Source organism: Roseomonas sp. CECT 9278, from assembly GCF_918698155.1.
In the GTDB taxonomy this organism is placed as follows: Bacteria; Pseudomonadota; Alphaproteobacteria; order Acetobacterales; family Acetobacteraceae; genus Neoroseomonas.
Genome location: NZ_CAKKLX010000003.1, coordinates 71,877 through 86,113, shown reverse-complemented (window position 1 = coordinate 86,113; position 14,237 = coordinate 71,877). Strand labels below are relative to the sequence as shown.

14 protein-coding genes are annotated in these 14,237 nt (G+C 72.7%); 3 read left to right on the top strand and 11 right to left on the bottom strand.

Annotated elements, in window-relative coordinates:
- Nucleotides 1-43: 43 nt before the first annotated feature.
- Together coaE and LQ222_RS02975 are read right to left on the bottom strand one after the other, a co-directional pair.
- Nucleotides 44-667, bottom strand: a complete 624-nt coding sequence (coaE, locus tag LQ222_RS02980; protein ID WP_230164378.1) for a dephospho-CoA kinase — start codon at nucleotides 665-667, stop codon at nucleotides 44-46.
- On the bottom strand, nucleotides 664-1,503 hold the full coding sequence (locus tag LQ222_RS02975; RefSeq protein WP_230164376.1) for a shikimate dehydrogenase: 840 nt from the start codon (nucleotides 1,501-1,503) through the stop codon (nucleotides 664-666). The genes coaE and LQ222_RS02975 overlap by 4 nt, the downstream gene beginning before the upstream one ends.
- A gap of 127 nt (nucleotides 1,504-1,630) precedes the next feature.
- Here LQ222_RS02975 and LQ222_RS02970 point away from each other — a divergent pair, with 127 nt between their 5' ends.
- A complete protein-coding gene (locus tag LQ222_RS02970) occupies nucleotides 1,631-1,966 on the top strand; it encodes a hypothetical protein (protein WP_230164374.1) in 336 nt (111 codons plus the stop codon).
- 9 nt (nucleotides 1,967-1,975) lie between these two features.
- Here the strand turns inward: LQ222_RS02970 and LQ222_RS02965 are convergent, their stop codons facing one another.
- A complete protein-coding gene (locus LQ222_RS02965; RefSeq protein WP_230164373.1) occupies nucleotides 1,976-3,226 on the bottom strand; it encodes an MFS transporter in 1,251 nt (416 codons plus the stop codon).
- 60 nt (nucleotides 3,227-3,286) lie between these two features.
- On the opposite strand from LQ222_RS02965, the gene LQ222_RS02960 reads away from it, so the two are divergent.
- Nucleotides 3,287-4,114 carry a helix-turn-helix domain-containing protein gene (locus tag LQ222_RS02960; RefSeq protein WP_230164372.1) on the top strand — a complete coding sequence of 276 codons (828 nt, stop codon included), beginning with the start codon at nucleotides 3,287-3,289 and terminating at the stop codon, nucleotides 4,112-4,114.
- On the opposite strand, the gene LQ222_RS02955 is transcribed toward LQ222_RS02960, so the two are convergent.
- Nucleotides 4,078-4,659 carry a methyltransferase domain-containing protein gene (locus tag LQ222_RS02955; protein ID WP_230164371.1) on the bottom strand — a complete coding sequence of 194 codons (582 nt, stop codon included), beginning with the start codon at nucleotides 4,657-4,659 and terminating at the stop codon, nucleotides 4,078-4,080. The two genes, LQ222_RS02960 and LQ222_RS02955, sit on opposite strands and share 37 nt — an antisense overlap.
- 16 nt (nucleotides 4,660-4,675) lie before the next feature.
- Nucleotides 4,676-5,560 carry an FkbM family methyltransferase gene (locus tag LQ222_RS02950; RefSeq protein ID WP_230164370.1) on the bottom strand — a complete coding sequence of 295 codons (885 nt, stop codon included), beginning with the start codon at nucleotides 5,558-5,560 and terminating at the stop codon, nucleotides 4,676-4,678.
- A gap of 129 nt (nucleotides 5,561-5,689) precedes the next feature.
- Here LQ222_RS02950 and LQ222_RS02945 point away from each other — a divergent pair, with 129 nt between their 5' ends.
- Nucleotides 5,690-6,856, top strand: coding sequence for a multidrug effflux MFS transporter (locus LQ222_RS02945; protein WP_230164369.1), 1,167 nt, complete (start codon nucleotides 5,690-5,692; stop codon nucleotides 6,854-6,856).
- 333 nt (nucleotides 6,857-7,189) lie between these two features.
- Here the strand turns inward: LQ222_RS02945 and LQ222_RS02940 are convergent, their stop codons facing one another.
- From LQ222_RS02940 to iolG, 6 genes are all read right to left on the bottom strand, one after another.
- Nucleotides 7,190-8,260, bottom strand: a complete 1,071-nt coding sequence (locus tag LQ222_RS02940) for an ABC transporter ATP-binding protein (RefSeq protein ID WP_230164368.1) — start codon at nucleotides 8,258-8,260, stop codon at nucleotides 7,190-7,192.
- Nucleotides 8,261-8,324: 64 nt separating this feature from the next.
- The gene (locus tag LQ222_RS02935; protein ID WP_230164367.1) at nucleotides 8,325-10,511 is read right to left on the bottom strand and encodes an iron ABC transporter permease; all 2,187 of its coding nucleotides are present in this window, start codon (nucleotides 10,509-10,511) and stop codon (nucleotides 8,325-8,327) included.
- 6 nt (nucleotides 10,512-10,517) lie between these two features.
- Nucleotides 10,518-11,555, bottom strand: coding sequence for an ABC transporter substrate-binding protein (locus tag LQ222_RS02930; RefSeq protein WP_230164366.1), 1,038 nt, complete (start codon nucleotides 11,553-11,555; stop codon nucleotides 10,518-10,520).
- 82 nt (nucleotides 11,556-11,637) lie between these two features.
- On the bottom strand, nucleotides 11,638-12,414 hold the full coding sequence (locus LQ222_RS02925; RefSeq protein ID WP_230164364.1) for an inositol monophosphatase: 777 nt from the start codon (nucleotides 12,412-12,414) through the stop codon (nucleotides 11,638-11,640).
- On the bottom strand, nucleotides 12,411-13,193 hold the full coding sequence (locus LQ222_RS02920; protein WP_230164363.1) for an SDR family oxidoreductase: 783 nt from the start codon (nucleotides 13,191-13,193) through the stop codon (nucleotides 12,411-12,413). The genes LQ222_RS02925 and LQ222_RS02920 overlap by 4 nt, the downstream gene beginning before the upstream one ends.
- A complete protein-coding gene (iolG, locus tag LQ222_RS02915; protein WP_230164362.1) occupies nucleotides 13,190-14,179 on the bottom strand; it encodes an inositol 2-dehydrogenase in 990 nt (329 codons plus the stop codon). The genes LQ222_RS02920 and iolG overlap by 4 nt, the downstream gene beginning before the upstream one ends.
- Nucleotides 14,180-14,237: the final 58 nt, after the last annotated feature.

Below are 14,237 nucleotides of genomic sequence, written 5' to 3'. Positions count from 1 at the left end.
GGCGCAACACTAGCAGGCTTGGTCCGACCCTAGAATCCCGTGGTCAAGGGGCCCGTCGGCCCCTTGCGGGGTGCGGGGCAGAGCCCCGCAGCTTCCTCACCACCCTGCGGATGGCCGCCTGCGCGAAATGCCGACTGATCCCCGTTCGGACCACATGATCCGCCCGTCGCCGCTTCTCCGCATCCGGCATCTGCCGCGCATGGATGGCCGCGAAGCGTTCCGCCGTCATACCAGCCCGCCGCAGCACCCGCGCGCGCTGCACGGCGGCCGGCGCCGAGACGACGATCACCTGGTCGACGCGCCGCTGGCCGCCATTCTCGAACAGCAGCGGCACGTCGAGCACGACGATGCCCTGCCCGTTGCGTCGGGCACGGGCCAGGAAGCGGCGCTCCGCATCACGCACCAGCGGCCAGACGATGGCTTCGAGGCGCTTCAGCGCCGCGGGATTGCCCAGGACCGCGCGGCGCAGGGCCTCGCGATCCACCCGGCAGTCGCGCACGCAGCCGGGGAAGGCCGCGGCGATCGGCGCCACGGCGCGCCCGCCGCGGGCCTGGAGCCGATGGACGGCCGCATCCGCATCGAAGACCGGGATGCGCAGGCGGCGCAGCGTGGCGGTGGCGGTGGACTTGCCCATGCCGATGCCGCCGGTCAGGCCGATGACGATCATCGTGGCGGGATGTCGGCGGCGACCACGGCGCGTAGCGCCTCGTCCACGCCGGGGGCGGCGCCGAACCAGGCTTCGAAGCCGGGGCGCGCCTGGTGCAGCAGCATGCCGAGCCCATCCACCGCGCGAAGCCCGCGTGCCCGCGCCGCGGCGAGCAGCGGGGTTTCCAGCGGGACATAGACGATGTCCACGACCACGGCCTGTGCGGGCAGGGGCGCCAGGTCGAGCTGCAACGGCGGCTGTCCCTGCATACCGAGCGCCGTCGTGTTCACCAGCAGCGCGGCATCGTGCAGCGGCGGTACGTCCGCCACCACGATGGGGCCGCCGAGATCACCGGCCAAGGCCTCTGCCCGGGCGCGCGACCGGTTCACCAGCGTGACCCTCGGGCAGCCGGCGTCGAGCAGCGCGGCCGCCACCGCCCGCGCCGCGCCACCGGCCCCGAGCAGCACGGCCGGGCCAGCGGCAGGCTGCCAGCCCGGCACCCCGGCGCGCACGCTCTCCAGGAAGCCAAACCCGTCGGTATTGGAACCCTCGATCCGGCCGTCGCGGAACACCAGCGTGTTCACCGCGCCGGCGCGCCGCGCCGTGGCATCGACGCTGTGGCAGACATCGAAGGCCGCCTGCTTGTGCGGGATGGTGACATTGGCGCCGCGAAAACCGAGATCCGCCAGCGCATGGACGGCGGTGGCGAACCGGTCCGGGTGGACCGGCAGCGGCAGGTAGGCGCCATCGATCCCGAGCGTGGCAAGCCAATGCCCATGCAGGCGCGGCGAGCGGGAATGCGAGACAGGCCAGCCGAGGACCCCGGCAAGGCGCGCGTGACCGGTGAGAAGGCGCATCCCGCCAGCAAGCCCGGCCGGCGGGCGTCGTGCAAGGGGGTGGACAGCGGGGCCGGCGCCGGGCTGCATGTCGGCGCGGCGCGCGAGCGCCCCTGCAAACCGCCGATGCCGGGACCATTTCCTCCCCATGCCCGCAAGACCCGATGACCACGGCGCACCGGCACGACTGGGCTTCGATGCCGTGGTCAACCTGTCGCAGGACATCCTGTCGGCGCATCGGCTGGAGGGTCGGGGCACGCCAGCGGAAGCGGCGGCGCGCCTGGCAGTGCAGCGGTTGCCCGGGGTGGCCCAGGTGAAGCTGCGCTGGCACGGGCCGCGGCCAGGGGCTCCGACGCCGCCGCTGGTGACGATCCACCCGATCGGCAGCACGGCGCCGGTGGCCGGGGCCGGGTGGCAGGCGGCGCAGGAGCTCGCGGCGGTGCTGGTGCGGGAGGCGCTCGATCGCCTCGCCACGGCGGGGTGACGCGGCGCGCTATTCGGCGGGCAGCGCGGCCGGGCGGCGCGCCTCGGCGAATTCGGGCGCGCGGGCCCAGAGCTCGGGCTTGAGCTCCTCCGGCCGGTCGGGGAAGGCGAAGGCGCAGACCAGCGTCACCATCGCGAAGCCGCCCAGCACCAGCATCGCGACGGCCAGGGAGCCGGTGGCTTCATGCAGGAAGCCGATCAGCGGGGAGGCGACGGCCGCGCCCATGAAGCCGATGGTGAAGCGAACCGAATAGAGCTTCGCGCGCAGCGGGGGCGCGACATAGCGCGCCGTCATCGTCTCGTTCACCGTGACCTGGCCGAACACGCAGGCGGCGACAATCCCCGCCAGCGGCAGCACCAGCCAGCCATCGAGGAAGGACAGCGCGAAAAGCGCCGGCACCACGGCGATGCCGAGCGGCATGAAGACCCGCTTCAGCGTGGTGCGGTCGATGATGTTGCCCACGGTGAATTGCGTCAGGCCGCCGCACAGCGTCGCCAGGAAGGCCAGCAGCCCGACCACTGGCAGCAGGTCCGGGCTGTCCGCCAGGCGTTCCTGCATCAGCTTCGGCAGCAGCAGGGTGAAGGCGTTGAACACCAGGCCGGAGACGGCGGCGATCGACATCAGGATCAGCACGGCGCGGCGCACCACGCTGGGCGGGATCTCGGCGAAGGGGCGCGCGCCGCCGCCGGCCTTCACGGCATCGAAATCCGGTTCGCGCATGTAGAGCAGGCCGACCGCCATGCAGGCGACGCCGGGGATGATGAAGGCCCAGCGCCAGCCGAGGGCGGCCGCGACGAAGGCGGTGACCACCGGCGCGCTCGCCACGCCGAGATTGCCGAAGACGCCGTTGATGCCCATGGCGCGGCCAACGCGATCGCCGGCGGCCTCGACCAGCACGGCGGTGCCGATCGGGTGGTAGATCGCGGCGAAGCAGCCCATCAGGCCAAGCGCCACGCCGATCGCCACCGGGCCGTCCATGAAGCCCGCCGCCGCCATGAAGAAGCCGGTGCCGAGGAAGAACGCCGTCATCAGCGCGCGCCGGCCGACGCGGTCGGCCAGCCAGCCCATTGGCAGCGCGCCCAGCCCATAGGTCACGAACATCGCCGTGCCGAGCGCCAGGATCGGGCCGTAGTCGCCGCCGAAGGTCGCACGGTCCTGGGTGACCATGGCCAGCACGGCGGTCGCCAGGATCAGCAGGCAGTAATGGGTAAAGGTATGGGCGGCGTTGATGAACACCACCTGGCGCTGGGCCGCGGTCATGGCTTGTCCTCGGGTGCCGGGACTTCCGCCCGGGTGCTGCGGCAGGCTACGCTCGGCCGCATGGCGACGTCAGGCCAAATCCTGTCGCGAGACGGCCAGGCGCCGCGGCGCGACCTTCCGCAGGACCGGGTGGACCGCCCGCTGGCCGCCTTCGCGCGCGACTATGCCGAGGGCGAGGCGGTGCCGCGCCACAGCCACGACCGCGCGCAACTGCTGTATGCCACCGCCGGCATCATGCGCGTGACCACGGATGCCGAGCGCTTCACGGTCCCGCCGGGGCGCGCGCTCTGGATGCCGGCGGCCGTGCCCCATGCGGTGGCGATGCCCCGCGGGCTGGCCATGCGCGCGCTGTTCCTGCGCGCCGACGCGGCGGCGGCCGGGCCGCCACGGGCCGCCATCCTGTCGGTGGCGCCGCTGCTGCGCGAACTGATCCTGGCCGCCTGCGCCGAGCCGCTGGAATGGGACGAGAAGGGTCGTGGCGGCCACCTGGCCGCGCTGATCCTGGAAGAGATCGCCCGCGCGCCGGCCCTGCCGCTGGGCGTGCCGCAGCCGCGCGACGCCCGGCTGGTCCGCCTGGCGGCGGCGCTGGCGGCGCGGCCCGACAGCGCGCTGACGCTGGATGACTGGGCGGCCCGCACGGGCGCCAGCCCGCGCACGCTGCGGCGCCTGTTCCAGGCCGAGACCGGCATGGGCTTCGCGCGCTGGCGCCAGGCGCTGCGCCTGGCGGAGGCGGCGGCGCTGCTCGCCAGCGGCATGGCCCCGGCGCGCGCGGCGGCCGCGGTGGGCTATGCCAGCGCACCCGCCTTCGGCGCGGCGTATCGCGCTGCCTTCGGCGTGACGCCGGGTACGGTTCAGCCCGCCACCGTGGCGGTCGCCCACAGCGCATAGGCTTCGTCCCGCACGACGCGCACGGAATCGAAGCGCGCGGTGACCAGCGCAGCTTCCAGCGTGCGCGCGGTGAAGCCGGTGCGATGCGCCATGAAGGCATTGCCCGCGGCGATCGCCGCGCCATGGCCGTACAGCATATCGAGCGGTGCGATCGGCCCGGCGGGCGACAAGTAGGCAGGGTCGGCGAGCCGGTCCTGGGCCACCAGCTCGGCCACGCGCTGCAGGTCCGGCAGGGTGATCAGCGCGAAGCCGCCCGGGCGCAGCACGCGGCGGAATTCGCGCAGCGCCAGCGGCACCTCATGCGCGAACAGGTGTTCGAGGTTGTGGGCCGACCACACCGCATCGAAGGACGCGGTGGCGACGACCGACATGTCGGTGATCGAGCCCAGGATATCCGGCGCCACGCCGGGATCGATGTCGAGCCGCACCTCGTGCCATTCGCCGGGGGCGAAGAAGCCGGCCGGCAACTTGGCGGGGTCGGCCCGCCCGCAGCCGACATGCAACAGGCTGCGCAGGGTGGGCGGGGCGTCGGCAAGCAGGGTCATGGCGTGTCCCGTCATGTCAGGCGGCGCGCGGCAAGGGCGACTGCAGCCCCGCCAGGTAGGCGGCGGCGCGGCGGCCGCCGCGGCGGCGGTCATGCTCGGCCAGCAGGCGGAAGGCGATGTCGCAGGCCGCGTAGCAGTCGTGCAGGATCGCCGCCATCGCCAGGAGCTGCCGGTCCGACAGCGCGTCCAGCCGCGCGAAGTCGCGGATGAACACCGCATCGGCCCAGACCAGCTGGCCGAGCCCCGCATAGGGATCGTTGTTCACCATCATTGGCTGCACGGCACGGCTGACGGTGGGGAAGAAGCGGTGCAGCACGAAGCCGTGGCCGCGCAGGAAGATGTCGATCTCGCTGAACAGCGGCTGGCCCTTGTAGAGCGGCAGGAACTCGACCTCGGCCTGGACCACCACGGCATCGCGCAGGCGGGCCTGCGCGTGGCGCAGCACCATCAGCTCGGCACCCTGGATATCGAGCTTCAGCAGGTCGGCGCCTTGCGTCTGGGGCACGTCGTCGAGGCGGACGGTGTCGACCTGCTCGGTCGCGATCACGCGGCCCCAGTCGGGGAAGCCGTGGAACAGCGCCAGCACATCCGGGTCGGGTTCCAGCAGGGATGTCATGCCCGGCGCCTGGCAGATATGCAGCGTGTGGCGCCGGCCATCGCCGACGGCATGCGGGAAGTAGCGTTCCAGCGGCCCCTTGCGCGTATCCAGCAGGTCCAGCGCGGCCGGGTTGGGTTCGAACCCCACCACCTCGGCATCGCCGGCGCGCAACATGGCGGCATAGGGCGGGTCGGAATCGATCGGGTTGGCGCCGATATCGATGACCTTGATGCGCGGCGTGTCGTCCTGAAGGCCGCGGGGATCACCGTCGCCCGACAGGGCGCGGAAGCTCGGGTCGGGCATGGCGGCTGCCTCCTGCAGCGGCGGGCATCCTCGCCGGATGATCTTTCCGAAGCGTTCACGCCGGCTTGCCGCGCGCCGCACGTGGCGTATGGGTGCCGCGCGGCACGGCCGCACCCGAACGGAACCCGCATGGCCGCCTGGCTTCCCCTCCTCCTCGGCTTCCTCACGGCGATCGGTCCGGTTTCGACCGACATGTATCTGCCCGCCTTCCCGGCGATCGAGGCGGAGCTCGGTACCGCGCGCGGCAGTGTCGAGATCACGCTGGCGGCCTGGTTCGTCGGCCTCGCGGTCGGGCAACTGGTGCAGGGCAGCCTGGCGGACCGGCTGGGGCGGCGTCGGCCGCTGGTGATCGGCACGGCGGTCTATACGGTGGCGTCGATCGGCTGCGCGCTGGCGCCGGACATGCCGACGCTGGCCGCCTGGCGCTGCGTCGCGGCCTTCGGCGGCGCGGCCAGCGCGGTGATCCCGCGCGCCATGGTGCGCGACCTGGCGGAGGGCCTTGCCGCGGCGCGGCTGATGTCGCGGCTGATGCTGGTGATGGGCGCGGCGCCCATCCTGGCCCCCACGCTGGGCGGGCTGCTGCTGGAGGCCGGCGGCTGGCGCGCGATCTTCTGGGTCTGCGCGGCCTATGGCGGGCTGTCCTGCCTGCTTGCGTGGCGCTTCCTGCCGGAGACGCTGCCGCCCGACCGCCGCATCCGCCGTTCGGTGCTGCGGCTGCTGACGGATTTCGTGCAGATCGGGCGCGAGCGCGTTTTCATCACCCATGCGCTGATGGGCGCGGCGACCATGTTCATGGTCTTCGCCTACATCAGCGGCGCGCCGGGCGTGTACATTGAGCAGTTCGGCATGTCGGCCACGAGCTTCGGGCTGGTCTTCGGCATCAGCGCCACCGGCTTCATCGCGGCATCGCAGGTGAACCCGATGCTGCTGCGCCGCTTCGGGGCAAGCCGCGTCCCGGCATTGGCGCTGCGGGTCTCGGCGGTGGCGGTGGCGGTGCTGGCGGTGGCCGCCTGGACCGGCGCGGGCGGGCTGATCGGCGTGATCGCGGCCGCGATGGTGGCGCTGGCCTGCACCGGGCTGGTCTTCCCGAACGCGGCGGTGGGCGCCCTGTCGCGCCATGCGGGGCGGGCCGGAAGCGCCTCGGCGCTGCTCGGCACCCTGCAGTTCACCTGCGCGGCGGCCGGCAGCGCGCTGGTCGGCGCGCTGGCCGACGGCACGGCGCGGCCGATGGCCGGGCTGATGCTGGCGGGGGCGATCGCGGCGCTGGTGGCGGAACGCCTGCGGCCCGCATCCTAGGGCAGATCGCGTTCAGATGGACTCATCTGAACGCGTGAAGATGCTCTGAAAACAAAAGGCCAAAGCCAGCGACGTGAGCGCGAGCGAACGCAGCATGCGCGAGGGCATCGTCCGTTCAAACGGGTTCGTCTGGACGGGCAAGGATGCTCGTGAAGACAACGGGCGGGCGGCATTGCACGGAGCCATGGCGAGCGGAAATGGCTCCCGCCGCGCAGCGTCGCCGCGCCAGTGGCCAAGCTGCCGATCGGCTCGACCCGCGCCTTCGCGTCATCGGCCAGGCGCGGCCAGCCGGCCTTCTTCGCCGGCGCGTTGCTTGCGCCTGCCCGCCGCGGCCTACGCCCCGCCCGCGGCCTCCTGCGCGCCGTCGCGCCGCAGCGGAATCGCGCGATCCAGCCGGCACGAGACCTCCGCACCCTCGGCCCAGGCCTGCGCCGCCGCGGGCGTGACCACGAACAGCATCCCGGCCGGCGTCGCGACCTCGTATTCGCGGGTCTGGCCCAGGAAGGCGGCGCGCTGCACGCGACCGGGCAGGCCGGCACCGGCCTCCGGCGGCAGCAGGCGGATCGATTCCGGGCGGACCGCCAGCGCGGCGGGGCCGGGCGGATGCGCGCGCATCACCGTCTCCAGCACCGCGCCGCCGAGCGCGATGCGTCCCTCGTCCAGCACCTCGCCCTGCAGCACATTCGCCTCGCCCATGAAGTCGGCGATGAAGGCGTCGGCGGGGTCGTCGTACAGCGCGGCCGGCGTGCCCTTCTGCGCGATGCGGCCATCCTTCATCACCACGACCAGGTCCGAGACGGCCAGCGCCTCCTGCTGGTCGTGCGTGACGTAAACGACCGACAGGCCAAGCCGCTTCTGCAGGTCGCGGATATCCTCCCGCACACGCCGGCGCAGGCGGGCATCGAGGTTGGACAGCGGCTCATCGAACAGCAACACCTTGGGCCGCAGCACCAGCGCGCGCGCCACCGCCACGCGCTGCTGCTGCCCGCCGGAGAGTTCCGCCGGCAGCCGCGCACCCAGGCCGTCCAGCCCCAGCGTCTTCAACATGGCGTTGGCCTCGGCCTCCGCCGCTTGGCGCCGCGCGCCGCCGACCACCAGGCCGTAGGAGACATTCTCCAGCACGTTCATGTGGGGGAACAGCGCGTAGGATTGGAACACCATGGCGATGCGGCGTTCGGCGGCCGCGAGGCGCGTGACGTCGCGGCCCTCGATCTCGATCCGCCCCGCGGTCGGCAATTCGAGCCCCGCCACCAGCCGCAGCGTGGTGGTCTTGCCGCAGCCCGACGGCCCCAACAGCGTGACCAGCGCGCCCTGCGGCAGGTCGAAGGTGACATCGTCCACCGCGCGCACCTGGCCGAAGGCCTTGGTCACGCCGGTGAAGCGGATGGCGGCATCGGTGGTCATGGCATGTTCATCCAGTCCAGGCCTGCGTGCCCGCCGCGCGCCGTGGCGACCTTCGCCGGCACGCTCACGCGCCGGCCCGCATGGGTGTCGCCGGCAACGGCGTTGCTGCCCGCCGTCCGATCTGTGCGCGGCCGACCATCTTCTCGATGCCCAGCACGACCGCCAGCATGACCACGATCAGCACGGTGGAGTAGGCGATGGCGAGCGCCATCTCCCCCGCCTCGACCCGCCCGACGATATAGACCGTGGCCAGGTTGTGCTGCGCCGAGACCAGGAAGATCACCGCCGAGACCGCCGTCATGGCATGCACGAAGCTGAAGGCCAGCGCCGCCACGATGGCCGGGCGCAACAGCGGCAGCACGACGCGGCGCAGCGTCTGCAAGGCGCCTCCGCCCATGGTGGCCGATGCCTCGTCCAACGACCTGTCGATCTGCGCCAGCGCCGCGATGCCCCCGCGCACGCCGACCGGCAGGTTCCGGAACACGAAGCAGATCACCAGGATCAACGCCGTGCCCGTGAGCTCCACGGGCGGTTCGTTGAACGCCATGATGTAGGAGACGCCGACCACCGTGCCCGGGATGGCGAAGGACAGCATGGTCGTGAATTCCAGCGACCTGCGACCGGGGAAGGCCTGCCGCGCCAGCAGCCAGGCCAGCAGGATGCCGAGCCCGGCGGTGAGTGGTGCGGAGATCGCCGCCACCTGGATGGTGGTGAACAGGCTGTCCCAGGCCGACCCGCGGAAGGCCGGGCCGTTCGCCCATTCCACCTCGAACCCGGTCACGAAATGGCGCCAGGTGAAGGACATGTCGGCGCGCCCGATATCGTGCACGAAGCCGCCCACCAGGATGATGCCATAGACCGCCGCGGTGAAGGCCATCCAGGGCCAGGCCACGGCGCCACAGGCGAAGCGCAGCCCGCGCGGCAGCGGCGCCGGCACGCCGGAATCGCCCTTGCCCGTGACGGTGGTATAGCGCCGCTTGCCCAGCCACAGCGCCTGCAGGGCGAAGGCGCCGAAGGTCAGCGCCAGCAGCAGCAGCGCCAGCGCCGCCGCGCGCCCCGGATCGTGCCGCGCGCCAGCGATGGCGAAGAAGATGCGCGTCGACAGCACGTCGAAATCGCCGCCCAGCACCAGCGGATTGCCGAAGTCGGCAAGACTCTCGACGAAGGCGAGCAGCAGGCAGGCGGCGATGGCCGGGCGCAGCAGCGGCCAGGTCACGGTGCGGAACACGGTGAAGCGCCGCGCCCCCATGGTGGACGCCGCTTCCTCCAGCGACGGGCCGATCGCACGCACCGCGCCTTCCAGCAGCACGAAGGCGATCGGCGCCTGCGCCAGCACCTGCGCCAGCAGCACGCCCGGCAGCCCATAGATCCAGCGGCTGCGCGGAATGTCGAACCATTCCCACAGCGCGGTGGTGACGATGCCGGTGCGTCCGAACAGCACGATCAGCGCGAGCGACACCACGAAGGGCGGCGTGATCAGCGGCAGGATGGTCATGGCGCGGAAGGCCGGCTGCGCGCGCATCTGCCCGCGTGCGGCCAGCAGCGCGAAGGCGAGGCCGATCAGGGTCGAGATCACCGCCGTCAGGCTCGCCAGCAGCAGCGTGTTCCACACCACGCCGCAGCCCTGGTGGGTGCTGAGGCAGGCGAGGCTCCAGGCCTCCGGCGCGGCCAGCCGCGTGGCCAGCGCGGCGGGCGCGATGCGGCCATCCTCCATCACCGCCGCGGCCAGGATGGTGGACAGCGGCACGAACACGAACAGCAGCAACAACCCCGCGCTGCCCGCCACCAGGAAGGCGATGAAGGCATCCCCGCCGAAGCGCCCCTGCGCCGCCAGCCCGGCCGACAGCATGGCGAAGGCGCCGGCCAGCAGGATCGCCGCGCCCCAGCCCAGCGCGGTCTGCGGCCCTGCCTCGCCCATCAGCGGCGCCAGCATCGGCCAGGCCAGCCCGCGCAGCCCGATCGCGTAGCCCTGCACGAAGACCAGCGCGATCGCGCCCGCGCCGCACCACGCCAGCAGCCGCCCCGGCACGCGCCCGGCCAGCAGCGCCGGTGCGGGCGCCAGCAGCACAATCACCGCCGGCCACAGCCACCAGCGCGTGCCGTTCGCGAGCAGCGCGACCAACGGCGCGGCGTCGCCGGAAGGCCAGGCCGCCAGCCCCGCGACGCCGGAGTCCACGCCATGCCAGGGTGCCAGCAGCACCCCGGCCAGCACGGCCGCGAGCGCGGCACGCCCGAGCAGCAGCGCGCCCACGCCGCCTCAGCGCGCGGCCGCGCGCACCTCGCGTTCCCAGCGCTGCAACAGGCGGGTGCGCTGTTCGCTGCTGCCCCAGCGGGCGAAGTCGTAGTCGATCAGGCGGACATCCTCGAAGCGCGGGGCCTGCGGCGGGATCGGCGCGGCGCGGTTCGACGGCAGCTGGAAGGAATTGGCCTGCGCGCCGATGGCCTGCGCCTCGGGGCTCAAGGCCCAGTCGTAGAAGCGGCGCGCATTCTCGATGTTGCGCGCGCCGCGGATGATCGACATGGAGCCGATCTCGTAGCCGGTGCCCTCGCAGGGGGCGACGATGTTGACCGGCGCGCCGCCGACCTTCTGCGTCACCGCGTCATGCAGGAAGGTGATGCCGACCAGCGATTCCCCCGTGGCCGCCGCGCGCGCCGGTGCCGCGCCCGAGCGCGTGTACTGGTTCACGTTGCGATGCAGGGCGCGCAGGTAGGTGAAGGCGGGTTCCTCCCCCATCACCTGCACCAGCGTGGCCAGCATGGTGTAGGCGGTGCCGGAGGTGTTCGGGTCGGCCACCTGGACCTCGCCGCGGAACTCGGGCTTCGCCAGGTCCGCCCAGCAGGTGGGGGCGGCGATGCGGCGGCGTTCCAGCTCGCGCGTGTTGTAGGAATAGCCCAGCGCGCCGGCATAGATGCCGACGGTGCGGAACTGCGCCTGCTCCGCCTGGCGCACCGCCCAGGGCTGCAATTCCGCCAGGCGCGGGGAGCGGTATTCGACCGTGAGGTTCTCCTGGCCTGCCTGCATGTGCGGGTCGCCGGTGCCGCCCCACCACACGTCGCCGCGCGGGTTCGACGCCTCGGCGCGGATCTGCGTCATGGTCTCGCCGGAGGATTTGCGCGTCATGGCCACGCGGATGCCGGTGGCGCGTTCGAAGGCGGCCATCATCGGGCGGCACCATTCCTCCTGCACCGAGCAATAGACGGTCAGGTTGCCCTGCGCCTGGGCGGCGGCGGGCAGTGCGGCGAACGCACCGGCGGCGATGGCGATGGCGATGGCAAGAGGGCGACGGGTCGCCATGGCGGTAGTCCTCCCAGAGGGCCGGGTCTGCTGCCCGGCGCCAGAATGTGACGGTTCAGTTACGCGCGTCCGCGCGCCGCGTTCAAGCCTCCAGCAGCGCACCGAGCCGCGCGCCCAGCGCCGGCGCGCCGACGCCGATGGGGTTGCCGCCCACCAGCCAGCCGCCGCTGTCGAAGCCATTGGTCCAGCAGCCGGCCTCGCGCGCGATGACGATGGCCGCGGCGGCATCCCAGGCGTTGATGTGCAATTCCAGGTAGCCATCGAGCCGCCCCGCCGCCGCTTCCACCAGCCCGAGCGCGCCCGACCCGCCGCAGCGCATCCCGGCGCCCTGCGCCATCACGCCTTCGGCCATGCGGTGGAAACGCGCGATCGGCACGCGCAGGGACCAGCCGCATTCGATGATGGCGCGGCCGAAATCGGTGGTCGGCGCGGCACGGATCGGCGCGCCGTTCAGGGTTGCGCCAAGGCCCTCGGCGGCTGCGAAGACCTCGGCCGGGGCATGGCGGGCGATCGCGCCGGCCACCGCGCGCCCGTCCATCACCAGGCCGATCGACACGCACCAGCGATCCCCGCCGCGCGAGAAATTCGACGTGCCGTCGATCGGGTCCAACACCCAGAGCGGGCCCTTGGCATCGGCGACGCCGCCCATCTCCTCGCCCAGGATCGCCTCGTTCGGGAATTGCGCGGCGAGGGCGTCGCGGATGAAGCGTTCGGTCGCGCCATCGGCTTCGGTGATGAAGTCCTGCGCGCCCTTCAGGCTGGCCACGCCGCCGCCCGAAGCGCGCAGGCGCTGCGCCAGGTCGGCGGCCTCCACCGCGATCAGCGCGGCGGCGTCGCGGCGTCGCGCGAGGTCGTTCATCCGTAGGCTCCCATCACGTTCTGGTCGAAGTCGATCAGCGCGCCGGTCATCATCGCCGCGGCGTCCGACAGCAGGTGGATCGCCAGCCCCGCCACGTCGCGCGGTTCGATCAGCCGGCCGAAGGGCTGGCCTGGCGCGGCCTGGTCCAGCCAGTCCGGCGGATTGCCGTCGCGCGCCTGGATGGCGTGCTCCCCCGGCGTATCGGCCCAGCCGAGGTTGATCCCGTTCACCCGGATGCGGTGGTCGCGCAGCCCATGCGCGGTGTTCTTCGTGAGCGTCGCCAGCGCGCCCTTCGACGCCGCATAGGCGGTCAGGAAGGGCTGCCCGCCATGCGAGGACATGGTGATGATGTTCACGACGGCGCCGGGCCGGTCCAGCGCGACCAGCCGCCGCGCGATGGCCTGGGTCAGGATGAAGGGCGCGCGCGCATTCACCGCGAACAGCCGGTCCCACAGCGCCACCGGCGTGTCGAGGATGGTGCCGCGATCCGTCAGCCCCGCCGCGTTGACCAGCGCATCGACGGGACCGAGCGCGTCCTCGGCCTGCGCGACGATGCGCGCCGTCGCCTCGGCATCCGCCAGGTCGGCGGGGATGAACACCGCCGGCACGCCAAGTGAATCCGCCACCGCCCGCCCGCGCGCGATGTCGCGCCCGGTGATGGCGATGCGGTCGGCGCCGGCTTCGGCCGCGGCGCGCGCGATGCCCTCGCCGATGCCCTGGGTGCCGCCGGTCACCAGCACCACGCGGCCCTTCAGCGAGACCTTCGGCAGCGCGGTCATGCGACGCGCACCGGGCGGTTGTCGCGCAGCGATTGCAGCGCGGCCTCGGCCAGTACCAGCGCCTGGCGTCCATCCTTGGCGCCGACCGGCATCGGCGTGCCTGCGCGCACCGCGTCGATGAAGGCGGCGAGTTCGATCCGATAGGCATCGGCATAGCGTTCGAGGAAGAAAGGCAGCGGCTTGTCGGTGGCGACGGCGGCCGCATCCGCCTGTTCCACCGTGGTCGCCACGCGGTTGCCGGCGGTCAGCCGGCCCAGGCTGCCATGCACCTCGACCCGCTGGTCGTAGCCATAGGCGGCGCGCCGCGAATTGTTGATATGCGCCATGCGGCCGGACGCCGTCCGCAGCAGCACCATGGCGCTGTCGATGTCGCCGGCGGCGGCGATGGCGGGATCGACCAGCGCGCTGCCGGTGGCGAAGACCTCGATGGGCTCTTCGCCCAGCATCAAGCGCGCCATGTCGAAGTCGTGGATGGTCATGTCGCGGAACATGCCGCCCGAGACGCGGATATAGTCGAGCGGCGGCGGGCCGGGATCGCGCGAGGTGATGACCACCTGCTCGACCGCGCCGATCGCGCCGGCGGCGATGCGGCGATGCAATTCGGCGAAGTTCGGGTCGAAGCGCCGGTTGAAGCCCACCAGCATCGGCACGCCGGCGGCCTGCACCACGGCTAGCGCCTGATCCACGCGGGCCAGCGAGAGGTCGATCGGCTTTTCACAGAAGATCGCCTTGCCCGCCTTCGCCGCGGCGATCACCAGGTCGGCATGGGTGTCGGTGGAGGACGCGATGATCACCGCATCCACCAGCGGGTCGCGCAGCGCCGTCACGGCATCGGACGCCAGGGCGCCGTGCCGCGCGGCGAGGGTGGCGGCAGCGGCTTCGTGCACATCCACCACATGGGCCAGCCGCGCGGCGCCGCTGGCGGCCAGGTTGGCGGCATGGATGGCGCCGATGCGCCCGGCGCCGAATTGCGCGAAGACCAGCATCGCGTTCCTCCCCGGGCCTCGCTTGTGGCCCGCGCCATCCATCCGTAACACTGCGTCG